This window comes from Chroococcidiopsis cubana SAG 39.79, from assembly GCF_003991895.1.
Taxonomy (GTDB): domain Bacteria; phylum Cyanobacteriota; class Cyanobacteriia; order Cyanobacteriales; family Chroococcidiopsidaceae; genus Chroococcidiopsis; species Chroococcidiopsis thermalis.
Genome location: NZ_RSCK01000020.1, coordinates 1 through 25,231, shown reverse-complemented (window position 1 = coordinate 25,231; position 25,231 = coordinate 1). Strand labels below are relative to the sequence as shown.

The window sequence follows — 25,231 nt, the reverse complement described above, 5'->3', positions numbered from 1 at the left end:
AACAAACGGGAAAAATTCAATCTGAATTATAAATCTGCCCGCAACTTCTGAAGAGGTCGGGATTAATTACAGTAATCTATAGCAGTTCTAAATGATTTGTAAAGTAGGCTTCTAGCCTACGGCAGGCTAGAAGCTGCTCCACGTTCATGAATCAAATAGGATTGCTATAGCAAGCGAGATCGAGCATTTAGCTTTTTTATCAATCCAGGCATTCTATTCCAGGGGACGTTAAAAGTTAATTTGACTAAAACAGAACCAGTAGTAGAAACAACTCGCATATCTAATGCCAACGGACGATCGCTCAGAATACTGCTATTAATTTCTCAGTGTGAGGAAGGCAGAAAAAAACACATAACTTACGGTAGAAACAGCAGGCTTAGTTATCAGCTAGCTTAATGGATATATTGCATCAGATGCAGCAGTACGAGCGTGCGTCGGACATGAATATCATAAATAATAAGTAGGCAAAACTGGAGGAGATCCCGATGATAGGCATTGTTTAGACTGCACAGTTACCCCTGCTCAACTGAATAGGTAAGCAGGTAATTATTTTCATCGATCGTCATTTTGCTAACCGCCAGTAGCAAAGCAATATTGCAAAAAAACTTGTATATTTTCTGACAAGGAGAGCCAAATGCAACAGACAGAATACATGACCGACACTTCAGAAGTTAGAGAAACGGCAGAATCTACATCTCTAACAACACCATCGACTGCAAAACAACTTGAAATGCAGGGACGGCAGATCGGTAACAATATAGTTGCTTTTTTTGCGGAACTACCGAAACACGTTAGTAGCTTCTGGCAACAATACAAACAACCAATTACGAGCATTCTTTTAATTTTTGTTGCCTTAATTGCACTCAGAGTGTTGTTTGCAGTCTTGGCTGCTCTCAACAGCATTCCATTATTAGCACCGACGTTTCAACTAATCGGAATTTTCTATTCGGTGTGGTTTGTCTATCGATATCTGCGGACAAAATCTAATCGGGAGGAATTGGCAAGTAAGTTACAGTCACTTTTTGAATAAACGATCGGATTGATATCTGCTGACTATCGATCGCACAGAACGGCGATCGCCTGCACTAACTGCTCTGGTTCTACAGGTTTTGGCAGATGTAGCTGAAATCCTGCTTGCCTTGCAAGTTGGCGATCGCACTCTCCAGCGTAGGCAGTTAGGGCAATTGCCGAAACTTGCCCCCCTGCTTGCGGCGATCGCTGCCTGACTTGTTGCATTAACATGTAGCCATCGAGATCTGGCATTCCAATATCGCTAATCAAAACGTTAGGGACGAAGCGATCGAAGATAAGCATTGCTTCTGCTGCCGATGCTGCGACCTGCACTTCTGCCCCATACTGTTCTAAAACGAATTGAGCTAAATTCAACATATCGGCTTCATCATCTACGACTAACACGCGAATACCTTGTAAAGGACAGGCAAGAAAGGATGAAGTGGCGCTTCGATCGCTCATTTCTGGGTTTTCATCCTGAAGCAGAGGTAAACTGACGGTGAAAGTTGCTCCCTTTCCTTCTCCAAGGCTTTCGGCTTTGACTGTACCCCCATGTAACTCGGTGATGTGGCGTACAATTGCCAGCCCTAATCCTAATCCGCCAAATTTTCGTGTCGTTATCCCATCTTCTTGCCGGAAGTAATCAAATACGTATGGTAAGAAGTCTGAATTAATTCCTTTTCCAGTGTCGCTGACTTGGATTTTAGCGTAGTTGGTAATTGGTAATTGGTAATTGGTAATTGGTAGTTGGTAGTTACTGAGTGGCTGGTGGCTGGCGGCTGGAATTGCTTCCTTGTCTCCCTTGTCTCCCTTGTCCCCGACTCCCGACTCCCGACTCCCGATTCCCGAAGCTACTCCCATCAGCGAAACCTCAATCCGCCCCCCTGACGGGGTGAATTTAACGGCATTAGAGAGTAAATTCCACACAACTTGTTGGAGACGATTTGCATCCCCACAGACTAATCCTACGTTGGGGGCAAATTGAGTTTGAATCTGAATGTTTTTTGCTCGTGCTGCCAACCGCACGGTTTCTATAGCTGCCTCAATTGTAGTGGTTAAGTTGATCGGGGCGATGTTGAGCGCCATTTTTCCTTGTAATATGCGCGAGACATCTAACAAGTCTTCAATGAGTTGCGTTTGTAGTTTGGCATTGCGCTCGATCGTTTCTAGGGCGCGATCTGTTGCTTGTGCGTCAAATTTGCGAGAACGCAGCAGTTTTGTCCAACCTAGTATCGGGTTGAGGGGCGATCGCAATTCATGGGATAGTACAGCCAGAAACTCATCTTTAATTCGATTGGCAGCTTGGGCTTCTTCCCGTGCTACTCGTTCCTGCTCCAGCAGTTGTTCGCGTTCGGCTTCAGCTTGTTTTTGCTTGGTGATATCGCGTGAGATTGATAGCAGTTGTGCAACCTGTCCCGATGCATCTCGGATCGGCGTGATTATGACATCCCACCACTTCGGCTTGCCCTTTGCCGTGGGACAGAAGCCTTGAAATTGACCGACATTGCCCGCTTTGGCTACGGCGATCGCTGCTTCTGCACTTTGGCGATCTTCACCCTGCCAGTAATCAAGCCAGTTCGTGTCGAGGAAAGCTGTAGGATTGTCAATTTCTAGAAGAGCCAAGCCGCCTGTATTCACGTAAAGGAGTCGCCCATCTAAGGATAAAACTTTAATGCAGTCTTGACTGCTTTCTAAAATGCGTCCCTTCAGTTCTTCACTCTTTCGCAGGGCTTCCTCAGCTTGTTTGCGATCGCTAATATCCCGATAGTAGAGGGAAAGCCCACTGGATGAGGGGTAAGCGTGAACTTCAACCCACATGTCGTATGGTTGATAATATTCCTCAAACTCAACCTTAACTTGCTCGAAGAGGGCTCGACGATATTCAGATTCAAACCGACTGCCAATTGTATCGGGAAATACTTCCCACAAAGTTTTACCCAGCAAGTCTTCTGGTGTTTTTTGCGTCAATTTTGCTGCTGCTGGGTTGACATAGGTATAGCGAAACTCGCGATCGAAGGCAATAAATGCATCTGTCACCCGTTCGAGTATGATTTGTTCCCGCCGCGCTGCCTCTTGCCGCATTTGCGACAGCTTCAGGGTTGCTTCGACTCGCGCTAACAACTCGCGGGCAGAAAAGGGTTTGATCAAATAATCATCGGCTCCTGCTTCCAACCCTTCGACTCGTGCCTCTTCTCCCGCCCGTGCCGAGAGGAGAATTATTGGCACTTCCCTGGTCTGGGGATCGGCTCGTAGTGCTTGCAACAGTCCAAAACCATCGAGTCCCGGCATCATTACGTCAGTTAACACCAAGTCGGGAAGGCGATGGTCGCGAACGGCAGCCAAGGCAGCTAATCCATCTGACACAGCTTTGACTTCGTATTCCCGACCTAGCAAACGCTTGACATAATCGCGCATGTCTGAGTTGTCATCAGCAAGGAGAATGTAGGTAGGGGAAGCGGGAGTCGGTAGGGGCGCACTGCTGTGCCCCCGTACTGGGGAGTCGGGAGTTGGGTGTAATTCTTCATAACTGCTCCCTACTCCCTGCTCCCTGCTCCCTGCTTCTGGTAGCCAGCGCAGTGCTTCTTCAACATAGGGAGCTGTACCTAATGCGGTTGAAGCTAGAATTCGCGGGCTGCTAATCCGCTCTGGAGGTAAATGAGCTTTCCCTGTAGGAATCGACACGGTGAAGCAACTGCCCGATCCTAGAACGCTGGTGACTTGCACCGTACCACCGTGCATTTGTACCAATTCTCTCACCAAAGATAAACCAATTCCCGACCCTTCAAAAGTGCGCCCTTGCGCTCCTTTAACGCGGTGAAAACGTTCAAATAAATGGGGAATTTCGGCAGCGGGAATTCCGATTCCGGTATCTTGTATACTCAGCTGGACGCAATCGCCTAACCACTGCAAACTGACGGTAATTTCTCCAGCCAGCGTGAACTTGAAAGCATTTGAGATCAAGTTTAAAACAATTTTTTCCCACATTTCCCGATCCACGTACACGGGTGCAGGTATGGGCGGGCAATTAACCGATAAGCGCATTCCGGCTTTTTCGATCGCGGCACGAAAGACGCTGGCTAGTTCGGCGGTAAAGCTAGCTAGATCGGTGGGTTCGTAGGAGGCTTGCAGCCGTCCGGCTTCAATTCGAGAAAACTCGAGTAGCGTATTGACCAATTTCAGCAAGCGGAGTCCGTTGCGCTGCACCATCTCCAACTGTTTGCGGTCTTCTAGCGGTAGGAGGCTAGAGCAGCGGAGCAAGGTTTCTTCTATTGGACCCAACATCAAAGTCAGTGGGGTACGAAATTCATGTGACACATTGCTAAAAAAAACAGTTTTGGCGCGATCGATTTCTGCTAAAGCCTCTGCCCGTTTGCGTTCTTCTTCGTAAGCTTGGGCATTGGCAATACTCGCAGCAATCTGCGCTGCTACCAGATCGATGAATCCTTTGTAGTTATCGTCGAACAGCCGAAACGGATTCAAACCAGCAACTAATATCCCTGCCTTCCCTGTCTGACCGGAGGAAGCAATCGGTACGGCTACAGCTTGATGAGGCGATCGCTGCCAAGCACCCATCGGTAGATTGCTAAAATGCGACTCTAGATCGGAAACTAGCATTGCCTGTTGTGTCTTTAACACCCGGGCAAAGGGCAAAACCGAATTCTCATCTAATGCAACTGTTTCGGGGGCTACTGCGTGAAAACGCTCGATCCCACTCGTCCCAGCCAGAGAAAGGCATTGCTGCTCTGGCTCGACTAAATATATGGCGGCGAAGGGCAGATCGTAAAGATTGGTTGCCAAACAGCTAGCGCTCAGCCTACAGGCTGCATCAAATGTCCGTGCATCTGCTGTTTTAGCTGCTAATTCCTGCAACAGTATCAACTGACGTTCGCCGATAACGCGCTGCGTGTCTTCCGTACAAGCACAGATGATGCCACCTGTACCACCGCGATCGTCTGGGATTGGGCTATAGGAGAATGTATAGTAGGTTTCCTCTGGGTAGCCGTTGCGCTCCATAATCAGCAGCAACGATTCGTCGAAAGTGCCTTCATTTTTGAGCAGTACCGATTCCGCACGAGGACCAACCCGATCCCAAATCTCCCGCCAAATATCAGCGGCAGGTTGCCCTAGTGCGTCTGGATGTTTGCTGCCAAGAACGGCTCTGTAGGCATCGTTGTAGAGATTTATTAGCTCCTCACCCCACCAGACAAACATCGGTTGGCGACAAGTCAGCATAATCCGCACGGCGGTTTTCAGACTCTGCGACCAATGCTGCGGTACACCCAGCGACGTTTTCGACCAATCTTTTTCTCGCATCCGCGCGCCCATCTCGCCGCCACCAAGCAGAAAATTGGTATTGGCATTGCTGGATGATATTGACTCTTGCGTCATTCTTTCTCTCTGCCGCTCTACTTTTGAGTCATCTCTGAGCTTAGTGGTAGTTGCCGCTTCGGGCTAATAATTGTTGGCTGTTCGAGGACGATCGCTTGTATTAGTAATGGATTTAGAGAAAGGTGCATAAGTCCGGACAAATGTGACACTGAGCTAATTTATTTCATACTATCCCCCATAAGATAGAAATAAGTTTCTATCTCAAGACAGAATTTTGGAGTTTTTATCTAGCTACACTCGATCGCTAAACTTAATTATAAAAAAGATTTCCTTTCTTGAACTGGGATGCGGCAGCCAGGAGTAAATCAATCGTCTATCGCTCGATCGACTTTTCGATAATCTTCTAAATAAAATTCTGAGAAAATTGAAGCAGCAATACGCTCTATTTTGACATTTAACTTTTAACTTTTGAATTGTTCTAGTAGGTTCTTGTACCTTCTAAAATTTTGAAATTTGAATTGGTTCGATCGAGCATTTCCAATCCAGCTGCAATCACCTCCTCTGGGGAAATATCTAAACATTCCATGTTGTAGGGACAGGTGAAGGCATAGCAAGGACTGCAAACTGTGGGACGGCGGAGAAGTTTGACAGGAGCATGGCGGGGTTGCCATTGAGATTCGAGTTCAGTACCAGCAAAGAGAATGACGCTTGGAGTGTTGGTAGCATCAGCAATATGCATGGTAGATGTGTTATTGGTTAGAACCAATCGGGCATTGGCAATCAGGGCAGCAAATTCAGCGAGACTAGTCGCACCAATCAGATCGATCGCGTCGCCTAAAATATCGAGTAAGGGGCGGGCGCGATCGCGATCCTTATTGGTTCCCGTGACGACAATAGGTAAACTTGTAATTTGAGATAATTGACGGGCTGCTATTGCAAAGCGGCAGTCGTCGTAGTTGCGAGATTGGCAAGTCGTCCAGGGATTGAGCAAGATGTAAGAATTTGGGATTGCTGCTGTTATAGTTTGAGGAACGTGCAAGCAAAGACGGCGATCGCGCACTTTAAACCCAACTGCTTCAATTAAGCGCAAATTCCGCTCTACTTGGTGAATTTCATCCGGTAAGGGGTCAACCCAATGCGTTAATATTCCTTGTCCCGACTCCTTCGATTCTCCTAAACGCAATCCAATTCCGGCTAAATAGCAAACTAAAGCAGCTGGGTAAGGGCTTTGACTAAAACTTGTCAAAATAATTGCCGCATCAAATTGACGTTGGTTTAAAGTCTCAATTAGTTTCCATTCTCGCGCCGGATCGAAGTCCAATCGTCCCAAATCTTGCCATAGGACTCGCCAGGATAAGACTTCATCTACCCACGGCAGTAGAGGTTGTGTCAATGCCCCGGCTGGGCTTGCCATTAAAGTTAATTTGGCAGTGGGAAGGTTTTCTTTAATCGTTCGCAGGACAGGACTAGTCATGATGACATCACCAATATTATCTAGGCGCATGACTAGGATGTTGCGGAGATCCCCCCAACCCCCCTTAAAAAGGGGGGCAGTAGTTTCTGGCGCTACTAGTTGAGGTGAGGGAGCAGTAGTTTCTCGCGCCTCTGCTGGAGGCGGAGGGATAGCAGTATCTCGCACCGCTTCTAACTCCCCCCTTTTTAAGGGGGGCAGGGGGGGATCGTCAAGCTCCTCCTGCCGATCCAAGAATTTCGCCGCTGCTGCCAAAACAGATTCAACAGATATATCCTCCGTACAGGAGTGCCAATTGAAAGGACAAACACCACTGTACCAACAGCTTTGTTCGGTAAAGTTGCGGACGACTCGTTCGGAACATTCGGAATAACCCTGCAAATTGATATGAGGTGCGGGTTGTCCGTAGCGTTCGTGCCAAGCAGGACCGAAGAGGGTAATAGTAGGCACGTTAAGAGCAGCAGCAAGGTGAGCGGGTCCGGTATCAACTGCGATCGCTAAATCTGCTTGGGATAAACCAGCTGCGAGTTCCCGTAGAGTTCCCCGTTGCCAAATTCGTGCTGTCTTGCCAATTTCTGCCTTAATCTGCCGCGCCATCTCTTCATCGTCGCCTCCCGTAACAACAATGGTGGCGTTATATTTCTGTTGTAAGGCTTTGCCAACTGTAACGAAATTCTGTGTTGACCACCGCTTGATTGGCATTGCCGAATCGGGAATGAGGAAGACCAAGGGACGGTATGCGGCTCCAATTGTTTGTCGAGCTGTAGCTATTTCACTTTCTAGTAGGTGAATCAGATCCCCCCAACCCCCCTTAAAAAGGGGGGCTAGAAGAGGCGTTTCCTGTTCGTGGGGAACGAGAGGTGGCGTTCCCTCAAGGGGGGCTAGAAGAGGCGTTTCCTGTTCGTGGGGAACGAGAGGTGGCGTTTCCTCAAGGAGGGCTAGAAGAGGCGTTTCCTGTTCGTGGGGAACGAGAGGTGGCGTTCCCCCCTTATTAAGGGGGGCTAGGGGGGATCTTCCGTGGCGTAGTCCAGCAGTTGCAATTAAACCCTCTTCATATAAAATTTGACAAAAGCGATCGCTTATGAGTTGGTTATCAGGCGGGTTGCGCCATAAATTCGTTACCGTGCGTTTAGCACCGCTATTGTGAATTAGCTCGGCGATGCCATCATAATTGACATCAGAAACAATTAGATCGAAATTCTGTTGAATCAGAATCTGCTCGACCGATTGACGGGCTGCTCCTCGCTGGGCAAAAATGACTTCATGTATGTGGCGATCGCTTTGTAGCAGTTCGCCACCTGGAGGAAAAGTTAGCACCGCGATCCGTGCTTGAGGATGGGACAATGCCAAAGCTTTAATCGCTGGTAGCGCGATAATTAAATCCCCAATTCCTCCCAATAATTCAATAAATAAAATTCGTTTCACTTTGACTAACAGATTGGTAATAAGTGTGGCGCGTCAACGCTGCGATCGCTAATTGTGGTTGGTAATTCTTGATGATATGCTCCTGATGGAAGTAAACCGCAACCGCCATACTTTGCCATCAGCCGCAATTGTACTAACACGTCCTCGCCGCAAGCATGGGGAGGAAGTTCTTGCCAAAAGTTGTATCCGCCGATATCTAATAATTTTTGGCGATCGTAGATGGCACAACCGCTTGCCCAGGCTATACGATATTTACGCGGGCGATCGCTAGTAATGTTAAAGCGTTGTTGAATGTGATGTAAGTTTGCTGCATTGTGCAAGCGCCACCGTTCCCAAGCTGGGGTTCCAGATTTCACGACTTCTGGCGTTACTGGTGTGTCCCAAAACTCAATATTTTGTTCGTGGGGACGAATATCGTTAATAAAACTAAGACCGATAAATGCATTTCCTACAAAACCGCATTTTTCCTCTTGAATAGCTGTAAGTAAATTTTGGAGGACATAAGGTTCCAAAATTATATCATCATCTAAAAAAATGACATAGGTAGCATTCGCTTTATCTAATAAAAATTGACGTTGTTCGGCAATGCCACGCCGAGGTAAATTCTTGTAAGTTTTAACTAAATGTCCGTGGACTTCAAGTACTCGCATCACTGCTTGTACTTCCCGAGTTTCAAATATATCTCGATCTTCAGTTTGATCGGAAATAATTACTTGAAAATCTCGATAAGTTTGGGCGCAAAGGCTAGCTAAAGTTACAGCTAAAGCTGCTGGGCGACCGCAGGTTGGAATTAAGACATCAATTGTTCTATAATCGTCTTTCGTCACAATTTGGCTCCAAATAGAAAATTGAGTTACGATAACGCCTGTAAATATTTAGCTGAAGAATATCCTGCTGATTTTGTCCGATGGTTACTTGAGATTGACACTGAGGAAATTCAAGTTCTCAAAACTGAGTTGACTCCCGAACCCATTCGAGCTGATGCTGTTACCTTTATTCAAACCGCTAATTGCCTCCTGCACTTAGAATTTCAAACTCTCCCTTATTCAACTCCTCCTTTCTCTTTCCGAATGCTGGATTATTATGTCAGACTAAAACGGCAATATAACTGCGACATTGAGCAGATTGTGATTTTTTTACAACAGACAACTTCAGAACTCGCTAGAGTTGACTATTATGAAGATACAAACACTAGACACCGCTATCGAATCATTCGCCTATGGGAACAAAACCCCGCTTTGTTTCTGACTAACCCAGGTTTATTACCCTTTGCACCCTTGACTCAAGCCGATTCACCTCAAACTCTGTTGGCTCAAGTTGCTCAACAGATAGCTGAGATTGAAGCACCCACTCAACAGCAAGATCTCTCAGTTTGTACGGGAATTTTAGCGGGTTTGAGATTTGACACAAATTTAATCCAACAGTTGTTCAGGAGAGAAATCATGCGTGAATCTGCTTTTTACCAAGTCATTTTGGCGGAAGGACTAGAACAAGGATTACAACAAGGATTACAACAAGGATTACAACAAGGATTACAACAAGGATTACAACAAGGAGAAGCTACACTGGTTCTGCGTCAGTTAAGACGGCGGCTTGGTAGTATTCCTCCCGAAATTGAGGCACAAATTCAGACATTAACTACTACTCAGTTGGAAGCATTAGCAGAAGCCCTCCTTGATTTTACAGATGTTACCGCTCTCACAACTTGGTTGCGCGAACAGGCATAGCTGGCTGACGAACCTGCAATAGTTCTAACGCAGCATTTACAACTCGTTCAGGTTCGACTAGGCGCAAGCAGTGGTAATGTCCTTCAGGACAAATGCTTTTATAACAAATCCGACAAGGAACGTCGTGAAAAATAACGCGATTTAAAACTTCCCAAGGGGTGTGTTGTGGGTTAGTTAAAGCATAAAGATCGACAACTGGTGTCCCAACTGCGGCAGCAATATGTACGGGCGCAGTATTATTAGATATTAATAAATGTGCTTTTTCTACTAATGCAGTAAGTTCGGATAAGTTTAGTCTATTAACGAGAGAAAAAGAAGGCGATCGCATTTGTAAGCGAATTGATTCGACGAGTTCTATTTCCGATTCTATACCTGTAAAAATAACTTGAATATTATAGTCTTGCACTAATTTACGTGCGGCGATCGCAAAACTTTCTGGAGGATAGCGACGAGAAATTGCTGTTGCACCTGGATGCATAATAATCCAAGGTTGGCTGAAATTAATTCTAATTTCCTCAAGTAAGTTTTGAATATTTTTTCTCGCAATTTCTGATATCTGTACTCGCAAGCGTTTATCTTCAACTTTACTACCAATGCTGGCGACTAAATCGAGTTGACGTTGAACTTCGTGACGGGTGAAATTTTCTGGTTCTGGATCTTTAATCCAATCGGTTAGTAATTGATAAGGGTTTTCATGACAATGCGCTAATCGCAGTGGAATACCTGCCATGTAGCAAAGAAAGGCAGTGGGTAGAGGACTTTGACTGTAAACCGTAAAAATGACTGCTGCGTCAAAATTTCTGGCTTTAAGTTCGGAGATAATCGCATATTCAGGCTCGCTATTTTGGCGGGTTGCAGTTGCTTTTAACCAGGGAGAATCGTAAACGATTAAGTCATCAATATCTGACAAAAGTGGTGCAACTACAGCACCTGCTGAAGAAGTCATTAAGGTAATATGGCGATCGCAGTGGGAAGTTTTTAAAGCACGGATGGCGGGAGTTGTCATAATCACATCGCCAATCGTGTCTAGTCTGACACAGAGAATTTTTTTGGCGGTATTCCAGGTTGGTGACATAGATATTTTTGTGTCGCGCAAAGACGCAAAGGCGCAAAGATGGCAAGGTAATTAGATTGAGGGGAGTTTGGAGAAGGTTTGATAGATGCGGTTGACTATTGCGGTTGTAGAAATGTTACTGACGTAAGGTAAGATTTTGACTTCGCCGCCTAGTTCTTCTATTAGAGGAACTTCGGGTAGCATTTCTGGGGTGTAGTCTCCTCCTTTAACGTAAATATCAGGACGAATAATTTTAATCAGTTCGCTGGGGGTTGATTCGGCAAAAGGAATGACATAATCGACGCTTTCCAAAGCCGAGAGAATTGCCAAGCGATCGCTCAAACAATTTACAGGACGATTTGCACCTTTTAATTGTCGAATACTCTCATCTGAGTTAACACCAACGATGAGAATATCTCCTAATTGTTTTGCTTGTTTTAGATAGGTAACGTGTCCGAGATGTAGAAGATCGAAACAACCATTGGTAAACACAATTTTGTGTTTCCAATTGCGGTGTTCTTGGATCGAAGTTACTAGCGATTCCCGACTGACAACTAGTTTTTGATTACCGGAAAGAGACTGGTGTAATGCTGATAAGCTACAAGTCGTCGTACCTGGTTGAGTTACCACAATTGCTGCTGTTGCAGATGCAATTGATGCGGCAAGTTTTCCTGCTGCACCTGCGGCTAAGGCAAGGGTTAAGCCGCTTACGAATGTATCTCCTGCGCCTGTTGCTTGGCTGTTGGACGTGGGATGGGAAGGGATAATATAGGGTGGATTGTTACGCTCAAAAATGATGGCTCCCTCGGCATCTAGAGTGACTGCGGCGAGTTGAGTGTTAATTAAATCGAGTAGTTTTGCTCCCCAGTCTACAATTTGCTGAATTCGTTCTTTTCCTTTTAAAGCTGAGATCTCTAATAGTTGAATAGCTTGCTGATAGTTGGGTTTAATTGCAGTGATATTAACAAACTGAAAATTTTTCAACTGTTTAGAATCAACAACTATAGTTCGAGGATATTGTGTTTGAAGTTGAGCTATTGTCTGAATAATTCTTGGGGTGAGAATTCCACCACCGTAATCTGAAATTACAGTTGCGTCACAAGTTGGATAAAGACGGTTTAAGTTTTCGATCAGTTGGTTTTCAATTTGAGGATCGATGTTTTCTGTACTACCACGATCGCACCTTAGGAGTAATTGAGAGTCAGAGGAAATGCGTTGTTTGAGTAAAGTTTGCCTTTGGGTAGAAGCGATTAAATTATGAGTGGAAATTCCTCGTTCTTGAAGAGTTCGTTTTAAGCGATCGCCTTCTAAATCGGTTCCTATGACTGATAGAAATGATACACTTGCTCCCAAACGAGCGATATTTGCTGCAGTATTTGCTGCACCTCCAGGTACGTCTTTCAAGCTATTAATATCGACGATGGGAACGGGTGCTTCTCGGCAAAGGCGGTTAGAGGTTCCTTCTAAGTAACAGTCTAACATTGCCTCGCCGATCGCAAGAACGTGCAAGTTTGTCCATTTATCGAGATACTGTTGGGCAATCATAATTTATATTCCATAGTTTTGTTTTTGTGTCGCGCAAAGGCGCAGAGTCGCAAAGGGTTTCTCGCGTTCTAGATATGAAGAATGCTAAGAATAGGGGTGTTTTTTTTGTGGAGGTGAGCGATCGCTTGCCATAATTACCGCAGCAGCTTCCCGTAAGTTATTTACGATAAAGTTGGGTAATCGCGATCGCGATATTTGCCATTCATTTTCATTGCCATTGTCAATTAAAATTGTGCGGCAACCTGCTATATTTCCTGCTTCAATATCATTTAAAATGTCACCAATCATCCAAGATCGATCTAATTTAATTGAGTGTTCCTTTGCTGCTTTTTTCAGCAAGCCAGGATTGGGTTTACGACAGTCGCAATCAATCGCAAATTCTGTGATAACTCCTTGAGGGTGGTGAGGACAATAATAAAAACTGGCTAGAGAAACACCAGCAGTAGCCAATAATTGCCGCAAATGTTTCTCTACATTTATGAGAGCGCTTTCTGGAAAGTAGCCGCGTGCTATACCAGATTGGTTTGTAATAATAAAGATTTGGTAGTCAGCAGCGGCTAACATTTGCACTGCTTCTAATGCACCTGCACAAAGTCGAATTCTATCTGGATCGATGTTGTAAGGAACATCTTCAATTAAAGTACCATCTTTATCCAGAAAAACTGCTTTCATATTTAGTAGGGAGCAGGGAGCAGGGAGTAGGGAGTAGAGGGCAAAAGTAGACTTAATCCAAAATCTAAAATTGAATTAGGGCCAAGAACTTTCTTTCATTGGTAAAACCATGATTTCTGGAATTACCGTATCGGCTGGTTGCATTAATAGATATAAAACTGTTTGAGCAACGTTTTTTGGATCTTGCAATGTGCTTAAATCGAGTTCGGGAAAACGTTCTGTTAAGAAAGGGGTTCGCATCCCGCCAGCCACTACAGCAGTCACTTTAATATTGTGCGGTCTACCTTCAACATGTAGAGCATGAGAAAAGCCTAATAATCCCCATTTACTAGCGTGGTAAGCTGAGGCGTTCGCCCACGCTCGTTTAGCGGCCGTCGAAGTAATATTAATAATAAAACCGCCTCCCTGTTCTCTCATTGGGGTAAAAACGGCTTTAGACATGATAAAGGGTCCCGTTAAATTCACATTGAGAATACGCTCCCATTCTTGAACGGGCATTTCTTCAATCGAAACGGTTAAATCTACGCCTGCGTTATTAACTAAGACATCTATTCTGCCGTACTGAGAAACAATTTTTGCGATCGCAGTTTCAATTTGTGCGGCATTAGTAACATCAAGTGCAACTGCCATTGCTTCTTTGCCGCTATCGCGTAAGCTTTGCGCAACTTTTTCTGCTAATTCAAGACGAACATCAGCAATAATGGTGGTAATTCCTGCATCAGCTAAGATATGACAAATTGCTTCACCTAATCCGCGTGCGCCACCTGTAACTAGTGCTACTTTTGCAGTTAAATTTTGCATAATTTTTTCCGTTTTGATTTGTTATTGGGTAATGGGTAATTGGTCACTGATAACTGATAACTGATAACTGCTCCCGGCTCCCGGCTCCCGGCTCCTTGCTCCCAGATAGTTGTGGAACGGTTAATAGTTTTTCCTCTACCAATTCGCACAATAAATGCACTACTAACAACTGAACCTCTTGAATTCGTTGCGGATCGTTGGCAGGAACGCGAATTACAATATCTGCAAGTCCTACTAGTTCGCCACCGTTACCACCAAGGAGGGCAATGCAACTAAGATTTTGCTGGCGTGCTGCTTGGAAAGCGTTGATGACATTACGCGATCGCCCACTGGTACTAATACCGAGCAATATATCTCCAGGTTGAGCAAAGGTTTTCACCTGTCGGGCGAAAATGTCGTCATATCCCACATCATTCGACCATGCAGTCAGAATTGCACTATCAGCCGTTAGTGCGATCGCGGGTAGTCCTGCCCGATAGGGACAGCGAAAACGACCGACGAATTCGGCAGCCAGATGCTGCGCTTCAGCCGCACTGCCACCGTTACCGCAGATTAAGACTTTTCCCCCTTGGGCAAAGCAGTGGCTTAATTGCTTGGCTGCTGCGAGAATTCCTTCACTCAAGGTAGCTTTAGATGCTTGAAAAGCTTGAATTGCTGCATCAAAACTACTTGCGATCGCTGCCAATTCATGCATAGAATTACCAACCAATTTGCTACCTGCTAAAACTGTTTCGTATAGCGCAGCAATCTCGCTAGTAACCTTTTGCCAGGTGAAGCACCGTTCGACGTGGCGGAGTGCCTGTTTGCCTAAAAGGTGTAACAAAGAGTGGTTTTGGAACAGAAAGGCAAGGCGATCGCCTAGTATTTCCGGTTCGTTGGGTGCAATTAAATATCCCGTCTCTCCATCTTTAACTGTAAATTTAATCCCTCCCACATTCGAGCCGATGACGGGCGTACCGCAAGCCATTGCTTCTAAAGGGGTAATGCCGAACGGTTCGTACCAAGGAGTCGTCACAAAGACATCTGCCGCACTGTAAAAATATTTCAGTACCTCGCGCCCACGATGACCGATAAACGTGACGCGATCGCCGATTCCCAAAGTAGATGCGATCGCGTTTAAGCGACCGATCTCAGGCGTAATTTGCGGATCGGGATGAACGGACTCGCCCCCCACAATGAGCAAACGTGCTGTAATTTCATGCTGCTCGACCAAACGCGCAAACCCTCGGATCGCATTATCCACACCTTTACGAGGAACTAGGCGACCGAGTTGCAGTACGATCCTTTCCTGTTGAGGTATACCTAAACTCAATCGTGCTTGGAAGCGATCGATCTGCCAGAACTCCGAGCGATCGAAACCGCAGGGAATCACCTTAATCTTTTCAGGATCGGCTTGATAAAGGGAAAGTAAATCTTCTCGATCTTGGGGACACTCGGCAATAATTTTGTCGGCTTCCCGCACGATCCGATCTTCAATTGCAAAGCGTTCGTCAGGAAATCGATCGGCATTGCCTTGATGCAAACGCCGTACCCGTCCCAACGCATGAAACGTAACCACAAAGGGAATTCCTCGTTGGCGCTTAATTTCTGCGGCAACTAAGGCTGACATCCAGAAATTGGCGTGGATCAGGTCGTAGCGCCACTGACGATCCATAAAAGCGATCGCATTGGTAGTAAATTCCTCCATATGCGGTAGTAATGCCTCTTTAGGTAATACCTCCGGTTTACCTGCGCTAACGTGAATAATTCTGACTCCGCAATGCCACTCCACCACCTCTGGTAATTGGGGGCGATCGCGCCGCGTGAATACATCAACGCTATAACCAATTGCTGCCAAGTGTTTTGCTACCTGACCCACATAAACATTCTGACCACCACTATCAACCCCCCCAAAAATTCCTAACGGGGTGGCATGTTCGCTAATTAGGGCAATGTGTTTTGTCATTTGTTATTTGTTATTTGTCATTTGTTATTTGTTATTTGTCATTTGTCATTGTTATTTGTCATTTGTCATTTGTCATTGGTAAGAGAGTGGTGCGTGTTAATTCTCCTCTGCTCCCTTGTCCCCCTTGTCTCCCTTGTCCCCCTTGTCCCCCTTGTCCCCCTTGTCCCCCTTGTCTTTTCATGCGGCGGCTGACAAGGAACGTTGGACGACCGAGAAAAAGGCTTCGTCCCAGTCGCGGGTGAATCGTTGGATGTTGAAGCGTTTTTGAGCTTGTTGTCTTGCCCCTGCGCTGAGGCAATGAGCTAAATCGGGATTAGCAATCAACGATCGCATTTGCTCAATTAGGCGATCGAGATCGGTGTCGATGTAACCGGAAATTCCGTTTTCTACCACTGTGGCTAATTCTGTGGTTGCCAAACCAACAATTGGTAGCCCTACCATCATCGCTTCGCATACTGCTAACCCCAAACTGGTATAGCGAACTGGGTGAAAGAAAAAACGGTATTTTGCAGTAAATTGAGCTAGTTGGGCGTGGGGAACTTCTCCTAGTCCACCTAGAGACTCTGCGTCCATTCCAACTAAATCTAACGGTACGGACTGACGCACGCGCTCGAAAATATCTGCACCTAAACGCCGTCCTCGTTTGCCTAAACCGTTGGCAACTACTAATCCCTTGGCGATTTCTCCTGTATATTGCACGTTGGTAGGAATAACTACGCCATGATCGATAACGCGAGTCGGCGATCGCCCGTTATCCCACATCAATTGATTGAAATGGGTGACGTGAACTAATAGCACGTCGCGATCGTCAACTATATGTTTAGTATTCGTCGGATGTTCTTGAGGGGGGTCGTGTTCTAAATAAATGCAAGGTAGTCGTTGCTGCGATTCGGATAGAATTTCGTATTGGTCTTGTAAATAGTTTTTGCGCGACTGAAATAAAATGCAGTCAAATTCAAGATTTCGTACTTCTTCAGCTGGAATATCTCGCACGTTGTCCCCCCAAATAAAACCAGGTAAACGTCCGCCGTAGCCTTCTGGTTTGCCAGGTTTCACGGGTAAATAAAACTCATGATTTGCTTGAGTTAGGTAGTACAAGTAGCTACCGTGAACGTGCCAAGTGAGAATTCGCATAAAAAAGTCAAAAGTTAAAAGTTAAAAGTCAAAATTAATTGTTTGGAGATTGGTAATTGGTAGTTAATGAGTGGCTGGTGGCTGGTGGTTAGTGGCTGGAATCTTTCTAGTCACTAGCCACTGATAACTGAACCGCCAAATTCTCGCGCTCGCCCCATGCGAATCGGAATTTCAGCTAAATAGGCTAAATAAGCAAAGGGATAAGGAGATTCATTGTTGTTGGTTAAGATAATTGCTGCTTCAAAGTCAAATTGACTTAGATTTTCGACTAATTCTTTTTCTTTAGCTGGATCTTGCCAAGTCGTTGTATGAGTGATGATGCGATCGACCAAGCGGGAGTCGGGGGTCGGGAGTCGGGAGTCGGGGAAGCTGGGGGAGAAAAGCTCCCTTGTCTCCCTTGTCTTCCTTGTCCCTTTGTCCTTTTCTGTCTCTTGACTTCTAGGGAGTAATAAAGTAATCTCTGCATCCGTTGATGTTTCTCGTACTTTCTGTAACTCACCTTCTAAGAAAGTTAATTCTGTTTCTAGATCTCCGACAAAAATAACGAGCAAACGTCGCATCTGTTGCCAATTAATTTGCATACAATAAGCCGTTACATATTTTTGACTTTTAACTTTTAACTTTTGACTTGCTTACCTCCTGTTGTAAGAGGTCTTTTGCTTGAGTTAAGACAGAGGCGATCGCACCTTCATTGCTAGCAAAAACAATTCGATGGCGATCGCGATCTAGAGGTCTCCAGCGATCGGGATCGGAGTTAGAAAATATGACTACGCTCTTAACTTGTAAAGCAGATGCTAAATGCGAGACTCCAGTATCGTTGCATACCAAAAGTGCAGCTTGTTTGAGTAATGCCCCTAATGCACCTAAACTAGTGCGTCCTGCTAGGTTAATTGCGGGGGTATTCATTGCCTCGGCAACCGCTTCAGTTAAACCTGTTTCTGCTACGGTTCCGGTGAGAACGATCGCATACCCTTGTTGAGCTAATGCATCAGCGACAAGGGCAAATTGACGTGGCGACCAACGGCGATTGCTTATACTTGCACCTGGATGAATGCAAATATAATGCTGAGATTGTAAGTCATGCACCGCAGATATTTGTTGTAATTCCCACCAGTCAGATTCCCAAAGCGGAAATTCTAGTTGTTCGCCCTGTAAGGGAATGTCTAAAAATGCCATCAAACGTAGATGCCGTCTTACTTCTGCTTCTCGATCTGGATAGGGTAAAAACCACTCTGGATCGGGACAGTAATATCCTGGCAAGAAAAAGCCTGCATTCAATTTCGCTCCTAGTAATACTACGAACGAATTACTCACAATACCGCTACCGTGCATTTGAATGACTAGATCGAAGGCTTGCGCTTGCACCTGAGTTAAAAATGCCTGAGTATGTTGGGGCGATCGCCATCCTTCAGGAATCCCTGGATAACCTGGAAACTCCAACCAAGCATCTATATAGCAGTTGAATCGCTTCACAAAGCTTTGAGCGTTAGGTAAACCAATCAGTGTCATACGTGCTTCAGGTAACGCAGCACGTAAAGCCCTCAACGCCGGAACAATGCATAGTAGATCGCCTAGTCCTGGTAAGCAACGGGCGATCGCCACTTGCGATACTTTTGGGAGTCGATGGCTGTAACTCATAGACTGGCTCGCCTACTTTTGTCCAACTATCTTAGGCAAGCAGTCTAGATTTTTTCATTGGGCATTTGTCCAAATAATTACTGATTTATTCAGCTAAAAATTGTGCAATTGCACAATTGAGAAAAATAATCTTTTTTCTTCTTTCTATAGGTAGATTTAACCTTGCGTAAAAGTGTCGATCTTCCGCAAAGGATGAAGTATTTTTTCATACTTAGATAATTGTAGCAATCTTTGAAAATAGCAATCCTAGACCATGCTTTTCTAAAGCGAGCCATGCCAGCCCTATACCCCTCACAAATGACAAATGACCAATGACAAATGACCTATTAATCTTTAGGACGAGGAACAAATAATCTAGGTACTTGAGGTCGGGCTAATAATTCGCGCCACAGTAGTTCGTAGCGATCGCTCATCTGCTTAACTGTAAAATTAGCTTTGGCAATTTCTCGCCCTCTTTGACCAAAACGCCAGCGCAATTGCGGATCATCTCTTAACTGTTTTAGTGCCGATGCTAGCCCTACAACATCATTTCTATTGACTAGAAATCCTGTTTCCCCATCGATAACTACTTCAGCCACGCTACCGACGCGAGTGGCAACCACAGGACGTGCAGCCAGCATCGCCTCTACAATTGCTAGGGGAAAACCTTCCGATCGCGATGGTTGAGCGACAATATCGAATTGTGGTAGGTATGCACGCGGATTTTCTACCCAGCCGAGTAAATTAACGCGATCGCTTATTCCCAGTTCCATCGCTAATTGCTCTAAATTTGCCCGTTCGTCTCCTTCACCCAGAATGACTAGTTGCACTCCATCAACGGATGCGATCGCTCGTAACAATATGTCATGTCCTTTCATTGCATCCAGCCGCCCGACGCTACCGATTGTTACTTTTCCTTCAGGGCGAACAGTCAAGAGTTGAAGTTCCTCAGCCAAATCGGGAACGCAATTAGGAACGGAAACCACCGAATTACGACCGAGGGCATAAAAATCTTCCATTAGCCGCGCACTCGCTTCACCAACAGCAACATGAGCGTCAACTCGTAACGAAAGTACTCGCGTCCGCCACCAAGTCAGTAAGTCCGTTGTCCGTAGTGGTAGTTGATCGACTCGCACGACTCGCGCCCCAGGTAAGATTAAAGCAGCAGCTAAACCCATTGCTCCCGCCCAAGGCGTACAGAGATTAACATGCACTACGTCAGGACGTAGTTGTAATAAAGCTGTGAGATGAGCCAACAGCGAATGAATTGGTGTCTTAGGTAAGACTATCTTCGCGGTTTGAGGGCGTTGTCGGGCGATCGCTTCCACGACAAGCTCAGATGTACCTATGACTGTTACTTCAATTCGATCTGAAACGCTAGCAACCAAGTGGCTTAAACTAATCTCTGCACCACCAATTCCGCCGGAATCTGTATAAATGACTACTTGCATTTGTTATTTGTCAGTGATTCAATATTTTTTGATTCAATTGATTATTGAAATACTAATAATGCATCAATTGTGTATTCTGTTATCGTTAAAACTTAAAAAAGTTTTAGTAAATAAAACTACCAAATAAACATACAAAGAATTATATCTTTAGGCAGAAGTAAGCCGGAGTAGCAATGGCTATTCTTGAGCGATAAGACGCATAATTTTAATTCTTGATTCTGACGATTTACATGTATAAGAAATAAAGTTGAAACTCAATGCAACGTAATTCGACGCATATATCTTTTACCCATACTACGCAGTTTACACAAGTTGCTCGATTAGTAACAAGTAAAATAACAGAACTTTTGTCAACTCAAGTATTTGTAGTAAATTGTAATAATATTATCGTTGCCAGTAGTAAATGCGAGCGAATTGGCAAAGTTTTTCATTTTCAGGAGCAACAAGAAACGAACTATTTACGAGTTCCGCTACACCTCAAATCAGAAGTAGGTGAAGTCGCAATTGGAGAACCATTTAATGGTGAAACAATTTCACCGCGTCTAGCAAAAGTTCTAGTTGAATTGATAATCAATCAAGCCACTGTACTGAACCATCGACCTAACCAACAAGCGCTGAAGAATCAGTTCGTCAATCATCTGTTACACGGTCAAATTATCGATGAAACAGAAATTTTAAGGCAGGCAAAGCTATTAGGGCTAGATTTATCACCTCCGCGAGCGGTAATTTTGATCGATGCTGCTCAATACGTATTAAAATCTTCAGCAGGTGAATCAGACGGCAAGAATTTAGAAAAAGCTACGGTGCGACAACGCCGCCGCACGCAATATGCGATCGGCAGCATAGTCAACTTTTTTCACTTACCAGATGATACGATCTGTGCCGATTTAGGTAACGGCGAATTGGTAGTTTTAAAAGCTAGCAATACCAAAAATCTTGGCAGTTGGGCAGAACGAGGAAATCATACAGATTCATTGAATGCGTTATGGACGAATCTAGCTGCACTTAAACGTGCGGGTGACGCTTTGCTAATGCGCTTGCGCAGCGATACAGGAGCAGCAATTAGTATTGGTATCGGTCGCTATCATCCAGGTATTCTTGGTTTAGCGCGATCGTATCAAGATGCGAGGATGGCACTCTCACTCGGTCATCGCTTTAACGGTTGCGATCGCGTCTATTGTTTAGATCGTCTGGGAATTGCTGCATTTATTGGCGTAGCTGACGAACAAACCAAGATTGAATTAGCCACGCATTTACTCAGTCCGCTCGATTGCGAATTGGAATTATTAACAACCGTAGAGGCGTTTTTTGCCCGTGATTGTAGCCCTTCAGCTACAGCCAAGCAGCTTTTGATTCACCGCAATACTCTGAATTATCGTCTTGATAAAATAGCTTCGTTAATCGGTCTCGACCCACGGCGCTTTGATGATGCAGTACAAATTCGGTTAGCGTTGCTATTACGTAAGCTTCAATACTAGATTTCCTCGTCCAAGTGTTCGGCAACAGATTGATAGAGATTAAGAACGTGACTATCTTGGAGGTTGTAAAAAACATTGCGTCCCTGCTTGCGATAACTCACCAACCGCATAGCACGTAATGTCCGCAACTGATGGGAGACAGCCGATTCAGTCATGTCTAGAGTGGCGGCTAAATCGCAGACACAGAGTTCTTTTTGTGCCAATAATGAAAGAATTCGTAACCGATTGGCATCTCCTAAGAGGCTAAAAAATTCAGCCATCCGCTGCGCTTTCTCGGTTTTCAGGACGCAGCTTTGTAGATGATTAACTCCATCCACGTCTACAGGATGTGGTGGATGGCACTGAAGACGATCCGCCTCTGAGGTAGAGTTTGGTTTAGCCCGATCGGAAGCAGAGTAAACTGACATTGGGTGATAATAAAAGACTGTGTTTGCTGGATTAAATCTTCAGACACCCTAAGTATAGCCCAACTATGTAGCCCAACTATAGCGCGGTCTAGGATATGCTCTGTTTAAGAATAAGTTGGTTCAATGATTTTAGAGTTTAGCTGGCTTGCTATTGCTGGAGTTAATAACCTACTCGAACTGCTTCAGTTTCCCTTCATGCAAAGGGCGATCGCAGGAGCGATATTAATGGGTATCCTTGGCGGTTTCCTGGGTAGCTTCGTCACCCTACGACAGTTATCTTTTTTCAGTCATGCTGTAGGTCATGCAGCTTTGGTAGGTGTTGCTTTAGGGGTTTTGCTTCAGTTAAATCCTACCTGGATGCTACTCCCATTTACCCTTGTATTCGGCTTAGTTGTCCTCTATTTAATTGACCAAACAAATTTGTCGAGTGATAGCGTATTGAGTGTAGTACTATCGGGTGCATTAGCAATAGGTGTCATCCTCAGCAGCCTGATCCAAGGATATCGCGGCAATTTGATGGGAGTCCTATTCGGAGATATTCTGGCGATCGATACTACGGATCTGATCTTGACCTCTTTGGTGTTAATTGGCAGCGTTATTTTCTTACTACCTACGCTGCGTCAGCAGATTCTCTTGACTCTTAACCCTACAGTGGCACAGGTGCAGGGTATCCCCGTGCGCCTCTATCGCTACGCTTTTGTTGTCTTGCTGTCACTAGCTGTAGCCGTAGCAATTAAGGCTGTAGGCGTGTTATTGGTGAATGCTTTTTTGGTCATTCCCGCCGCTACTGCCAAGCTTGTGAGTCATCATTTTACCCGTTTTTTAGTCATTTCCGTGATGCTTGGGGTTGTTAGTAGCATTGTCGGCATTATGTTATCGGGTCTACTCAACTTTGCTTCTGGTCCTAGTATCGTTCTCGTCCAATTCTTGCTATTTACATTCATTTTCAGTTGGGTGAAGCTCATTTGGAAAACTGCATAAGAAATTTCGCGCCTAACCCTTGCCAAGGTCTGATAAGTTTGCTACCTTAATAAAGCGCCAAAAATTGACGCACCAACTTCGCCGGGATAGCTCAGTTGGTAGAGCAGAGGACTGAAAATCCTCGTGTCACCAGTTCAATTCTGGTTCCTGGCATCGCTAATCTAGCTCATAGAGCGGTTTCTAGCCGTTAATCCCGCACGCCCCAACTTGTAAAAAACTGCAAAAAATAGCAGAATTAACGGGTAAAATCGGTGTGAATTTTGGGGCGAATTTTGGCGCTAGATATTGAGGAGAGAATTCGCCAGATTAACGCTCGACTTAAGGCTGGGAAGGTAGGGGTTAGCGTCCAGCAGCGAGGCGATCGCTTGTGCTTGCGCGGAACTCTCCCACCGCGACCTAACTCAACAAAAGATAAACCGTTTCGCCAAGAAATTTATCTGGGAGTTTACTGCAATCCTGCTGGTTTTACCTATGCTGAGAACGAGGCTAAGCTAGTTGGCTCTTTATTGGCAAAGCGGGAATTTTCCAAAGGAGCCATACCTACACGCGAAAAGATCCCAAGAGCAATCGTTTACAGCTCAATTGTTGAACCTATGGGGCAAGTATGTGGAGCATAGAGCGAGTTCTGTCAGTATCACTACCCTCAATAAAGATTTTAAAAAGGTACGAAATCATTTAGTAGCTTTGGCTGAGCTAGATCTAGAGAATGCAATCGCACTTCGCGATCGCCTGCTTGCTACTAAAACCGCAAACACTTCTAGACGGGTACTGGCACAACTGAATGCTTGCTGTAAATGGGCTGTCGAACGGGCAATACTAGAGTCAAATCCCTTTGAGGGAATGACAAGCAAAATTAAGGTAGCCAAATCTGAGGCGGATGAGATCGATCCCTTTGACCGAGCAGAGATAGGAGCTATTGTACGGGGATTCGAGACTGACAGATATTTCAAGCACTACACGCCATTTGTTAAATTTCTCTTCATGACTGGATGCCGTACTTCTGAAGCTATTAGTTTGCAGTGGAAGCACGTCAGTAACGACTTGTCTACTATTTTGTTTGAGGAAGCAGTGGTTGATGGTCATCGAAAAGGTCCGAAGACGCGAAAGCGGAAGTTTCCTAGTGATGAAAAACTGAGAGAGTTGCTGCTTTCCCTGCGATCGGAAAACCCGATTCCAGATTCCCCTGTGTTTGTCTCCCCTAGGGGTAAGCTAATTGATGCCCACAATTTTCTCAATCGTGCTTGGAAGTCCGTGCTGCTCAAACAAGGAATTCGTTATCGCTATCAGTACCAGACTCGCCATACCTTCATTACTCACTGTATTGAGAAAAATATCCCTATACCCCAAATTGCTCGCTGGGTTGGCAATAGCGCCAGAATAATTCTGGAGCATTATGCAGGGGTAATTGAAAAATATCAAGTGCCGTCAATTTTGTAAGCGATTTCTTTTAGGCGGACGGCGCTTCTGAGGGGGTTTTTTGAAGTATTCCATTACCGTGCGGACGCAGATTAAATAAGTAGGGCGATCGCCGTCACTAGTGTTAATCCAGTGAATTCCCTGCTCCAGTCTACCGTCTTGGATGCGATTGGTAATCGAGCGAGCAGATATTGCCATGCCGAATTCACAGGCAACATCATCAGATCCTACCCATCGATCTGTTAGCGTTCGCCTGTAAACATCTATTAATTGCTGCTGAGTGCGCTGCGCTTTCTGAATCGTCTTCTCTGAAGACTGAATTGCCTGTGTCTGCTCTCTGATTGCAGCCAATATTGCACGTTGGATATCTTCTACAGCTTCCATCTGTTTAGTGAAAAATTATTAGCGTGCCTACCAGCACCCACCGATCCTTTTGAATTTTGTAGCCGTGATTATAGCTGACAGGACAGAGTTTATTTTGGCTAAGAGTAATGTTTGTTATCTAGAGTAATATTCTCGTGTCCTGCTACTACTCGACTACGCCTGAATCTAAATTATTTTTATTGGTTATTGTCGTAGCAAGCTTTGCGACCGCCGTTAATTTAGGTAATTTTATTGAATACCGTTAACAGAACCAGTCCACAAGTAACTTAAACTTAAGAGCCTTTTTCCTGTATTAAAAGCCTCTTCGATGCGCCAACCACAATACCACCATAAATATCTGGATTGGAATTTTGATGTGGCATAAGTTGTAGCCCTGGAGATTT

General features: G+C 45.1%; 21 protein-coding genes and 1 tRNA gene. 7 read left to right on the top strand and 15 right to left on the bottom strand.

Features of this window, described 5'->3' with window-relative positions; all coding sequences use genetic code 11:
• Window positions 1-634 precede the first annotated feature (634 nt).
• A complete protein-coding gene (locus DSM107010_RS14560; RefSeq protein ID WP_106165933.1) occupies window positions 635-1,030 on the top strand; it encodes a CAAD domain-containing protein in 396 nt (131 codons plus the stop codon).
• Between the two features lie 23 nt (window positions 1,031-1,053).
• On the opposite strand, the gene DSM107010_RS14555 is transcribed toward DSM107010_RS14560, so the two are convergent.
• From DSM107010_RS14555 to DSM107010_RS14540, 3 genes are all read right to left on the bottom strand, one after another.
• A complete protein-coding gene (locus tag DSM107010_RS14555) occupies window positions 1,054-5,400 on the bottom strand; it encodes an ATP-binding protein (RefSeq protein WP_106165932.1) in 4,347 nt (1,448 codons plus the stop codon).
• A gap of 418 nt (window positions 5,401-5,818) precedes the next feature.
• Entirely contained in the window at window positions 5,819-8,236 is a 2,418-nt protein-coding gene (locus tag DSM107010_RS39605; RefSeq protein ID WP_199755547.1) for a glycosyltransferase family 9 protein, read from the bottom strand.
• Window positions 8,237-8,241: 5 nt separating this feature from the next.
• Entirely contained in the window at window positions 8,242-9,063 is an 822-nt protein-coding gene (locus DSM107010_RS14540) for a glycosyltransferase family A protein (RefSeq protein ID WP_106165931.1), read from the bottom strand.
• A gap of 21 nt (window positions 9,064-9,084) precedes the next feature.
• Between DSM107010_RS14540 and DSM107010_RS41255 the strand changes: the two genes are divergently transcribed.
• On the top strand, window positions 9,085-9,963 hold the full coding sequence (locus DSM107010_RS41255; protein ID WP_106165947.1) for a DUF4351 domain-containing protein: 879 nt from the start codon (window positions 9,085-9,087) through the stop codon (window positions 9,961-9,963).
• Here DSM107010_RS41255 and waaF read toward each other — a convergent pair.
• From waaF to DSM107010_RS14490, 10 genes are all read right to left on the bottom strand, one after another.
• Window positions 9,935-11,038 (bottom strand): lipopolysaccharide heptosyltransferase II, encoded by a 1,104-nt coding sequence (gene waaF, locus DSM107010_RS14530; RefSeq protein WP_106165930.1) that lies wholly within the window; start codon window positions 11,036-11,038, stop codon window positions 9,935-9,937. The two genes, DSM107010_RS41255 and waaF, sit on opposite strands and share 29 nt — an antisense overlap.
• Window positions 11,039-11,089: 51 nt before the next feature.
• Window positions 11,090-12,562: a D-glycero-beta-D-manno-heptose 1-phosphate adenylyltransferase gene (gene rfaE2 / locus DSM107010_RS14525; protein WP_106165929.1), complete on the bottom strand. Its 1,473-nt coding sequence runs from the start codon at window positions 12,560-12,562 to the stop codon at window positions 11,090-11,092.
• Between the two features lie 84 nt (window positions 12,563-12,646).
• Window positions 12,647-13,234 carry a D-glycero-alpha-D-manno-heptose-1,7-bisphosphate 7-phosphatase gene (locus tag DSM107010_RS14520; RefSeq protein ID WP_015154243.1) on the bottom strand — a complete coding sequence of 196 codons (588 nt, stop codon included), beginning with the start codon at window positions 13,232-13,234 and terminating at the stop codon, window positions 12,647-12,649.
• 75 nt (window positions 13,235-13,309) lie between these two features.
• Complete coding sequence (locus tag DSM107010_RS14515; RefSeq protein ID WP_106165928.1) at window positions 13,310-14,035, bottom strand: SDR family oxidoreductase; 726 nt, start codon at window positions 14,033-14,035, stop codon at window positions 13,310-13,312.
• Between the two features lie 43 nt (window positions 14,036-14,078).
• Window positions 14,079-15,980, bottom strand: a complete 1,902-nt coding sequence (locus DSM107010_RS14510; RefSeq protein WP_127023250.1) for a glycosyltransferase — start codon at window positions 15,978-15,980, stop codon at window positions 14,079-14,081.
• Between the two features lie 58 nt (window positions 15,981-16,038).
• Window positions 16,039-16,161 carry a hypothetical protein gene (locus tag DSM107010_RS42235; RefSeq protein WP_277871324.1) on the bottom strand — a complete coding sequence of 41 codons (123 nt, stop codon included), beginning with the start codon at window positions 16,159-16,161 and terminating at the stop codon, window positions 16,039-16,041.
• A complete protein-coding gene (locus tag DSM107010_RS14505) occupies window positions 16,158-17,114 on the bottom strand; it encodes a glycosyltransferase (protein ID WP_015154240.1) in 957 nt (318 codons plus the stop codon). Before DSM107010_RS14505 ends, DSM107010_RS42235 begins: the two co-directional genes overlap by 4 nt.
• A gap of 113 nt (window positions 17,115-17,227) precedes the next feature.
• The gene (locus DSM107010_RS14500; protein ID WP_127023247.1) at window positions 17,228-17,695 is read right to left on the bottom strand and encodes a hypothetical protein; all 468 of its coding nucleotides are present in this window, start codon (window positions 17,693-17,695) and stop codon (window positions 17,228-17,230) included.
• Between the two features lie 28 nt (window positions 17,696-17,723).
• Window positions 17,724-18,752: a glycosyltransferase family 9 protein gene (locus DSM107010_RS14495; protein ID WP_106171475.1), complete on the bottom strand. Its 1,029-nt coding sequence runs from the start codon at window positions 18,750-18,752 to the stop codon at window positions 17,724-17,726.
• 326 nt (window positions 18,753-19,078) lie between these two features.
• Window positions 19,079-20,182: a glycosyltransferase gene (locus DSM107010_RS14490; protein ID WP_127023244.1), complete on the bottom strand. Its 1,104-nt coding sequence runs from the start codon at window positions 20,180-20,182 to the stop codon at window positions 19,079-19,081.
• A gap of 257 nt (window positions 20,183-20,439) precedes the next feature.
• Between DSM107010_RS14490 and DSM107010_RS14485 the strand changes: the two genes are divergently transcribed.
• Window positions 20,440-21,660, top strand: coding sequence for a PucR family transcriptional regulator (locus DSM107010_RS14485; protein ID WP_106170942.1), 1,221 nt, complete (start codon window positions 20,440-20,442; stop codon window positions 21,658-21,660).
• On the opposite strand, the gene DSM107010_RS14480 is transcribed toward DSM107010_RS14485, so the two are convergent.
• Entirely contained in the window at window positions 21,657-22,067 is a 411-nt protein-coding gene (locus DSM107010_RS14480; RefSeq protein ID WP_015154235.1) for an ArsR/SmtB family transcription factor, read from the bottom strand. The genes DSM107010_RS14485 and DSM107010_RS14480 overlap by 4 nt on opposite strands.
• A gap of 123 nt (window positions 22,068-22,190) precedes the next feature.
• On the opposite strand from DSM107010_RS14480, the gene DSM107010_RS14475 reads away from it, so the two are divergent.
• The 4 genes from DSM107010_RS14475 (at window position 22,191) to DSM107010_RS14460 (ending at window position 24,485) form a co-directional block, all read left to right on the top strand.
• Window positions 22,191-23,048, top strand: a complete 858-nt coding sequence (locus DSM107010_RS14475; RefSeq protein WP_106170944.1) for a metal ABC transporter permease — start codon at window positions 22,191-22,193, stop codon at window positions 23,046-23,048.
• A gap of 80 nt (window positions 23,049-23,128) precedes the next feature.
• A tRNA-Phe gene (locus DSM107010_RS14470) sits at window positions 23,129-23,201 on the top strand.
• A 107-nt stretch (window positions 23,202-23,308) separates the two neighbouring features.
• The gene (locus DSM107010_RS14465; protein WP_148125930.1) at window positions 23,309-23,665 is read left to right on the top strand and encodes a hypothetical protein; all 357 of its coding nucleotides are present in this window, start codon (window positions 23,309-23,311) and stop codon (window positions 23,663-23,665) included.
• Complete coding sequence (locus tag DSM107010_RS14460; RefSeq protein WP_206751826.1) at window positions 23,655-24,485, top strand: site-specific integrase; 831 nt, start codon at window positions 23,655-23,657, stop codon at window positions 24,483-24,485. The genes DSM107010_RS14465 and DSM107010_RS14460 overlap by 11 nt, the downstream gene beginning before the upstream one ends.
• On the opposite strand, the gene DSM107010_RS14455 is transcribed toward DSM107010_RS14460, so the two are convergent.
• The gene (locus DSM107010_RS14455) at window positions 24,474-24,848 is read right to left on the bottom strand and encodes a hypothetical protein (RefSeq protein ID WP_127023238.1); all 375 of its coding nucleotides are present in this window, start codon (window positions 24,846-24,848) and stop codon (window positions 24,474-24,476) included. The two genes, DSM107010_RS14460 and DSM107010_RS14455, sit on opposite strands and share 12 nt — an antisense overlap.
• Between the last annotated feature and the right edge of the window lie 383 nt (window positions 24,849-25,231).

Coding starts and splice junctions, on each gene's coding strand:
- DSM107010_RS14560 (WP_106165933.1), top strand. CDS start 635: ATGCAACAGACAGAATACATGACCGACACTTCAGAAGTTAGAGAAACG.
- DSM107010_RS14555 (WP_106165932.1), bottom strand. CDS start 5,400: ATGACGCAAGAGTCAATATCATCCAGCAATGCCAATACCAATTTTCTG.
- waaF (WP_106165930.1), bottom strand. CDS start 11,038: ATGTCACCAACCTGGAATACCGCCAAAAAAATTCTCTGTGTCAGACTA.
- rfaE2 (WP_106165929.1), bottom strand. CDS start 12,562: ATGATTGCCCAACAGTATCTCGATAAATGGACAAACTTGCACGTTCTT.
- DSM107010_RS14520 (WP_015154243.1), bottom strand. CDS start 13,234: ATGAAAGCAGTTTTTCTGGATAAAGATGGTACTTTAATTGAAGATGTT.
- DSM107010_RS14515 (WP_106165928.1), bottom strand. CDS start 14,035: ATGCAAAATTTAACTGCAAAAGTAGCACTAGTTACAGGTGGCGCACGC.
- DSM107010_RS14510 (WP_127023250.1), bottom strand. CDS start 15,980: ATGACAAAACACATTGCCCTAATTAGCGAACATGCCACCCCGTTAGGA.
- DSM107010_RS42235 (WP_277871324.1), bottom strand. CDS start 16,161: ATGAAAAGACAAGGGGGACAAGGGGGACAAGGGGGACAAGGGGGACAA.
- DSM107010_RS14505 (WP_015154240.1), bottom strand. CDS start 17,114: ATGCGAATTCTCACTTGGCACGTTCACGGTAGCTACTTGTACTACCTA.
- DSM107010_RS14500 (WP_127023247.1), bottom strand. CDS start 17,695: ATGCAAATTAATTGGCAACAGATGCGACGTTTGCTCGTTATTTTTGTC.
- DSM107010_RS14495 (WP_106171475.1), bottom strand. CDS start 18,752: ATGAGTTACAGCCATCGACTCCCAAAAGTATCGCAAGTGGCGATCGCC.
- DSM107010_RS14490 (WP_127023244.1), bottom strand. CDS start 20,182: ATGCAAGTAGTCATTTATACAGATTCCGGCGGAATTGGTGGTGCAGAG.
- DSM107010_RS14485 (WP_106170942.1), top strand. CDS start 20,440: ATGCAACGTAATTCGACGCATATATCTTTTACCCATACTACGCAGTTT.
- DSM107010_RS14480 (WP_015154235.1), bottom strand. CDS start 22,067: ATGTCAGTTTACTCTGCTTCCGATCGGGCTAAACCAAACTCTACCTCA.
- DSM107010_RS14475 (WP_106170944.1), top strand. CDS start 22,191: ATGATTTTAGAGTTTAGCTGGCTTGCTATTGCTGGAGTTAATAACCTA.
- DSM107010_RS14455 (WP_127023238.1), bottom strand. CDS start 24,848: ATGGAAGCTGTAGAAGATATCCAACGTGCAATATTGGCTGCAATCAGA.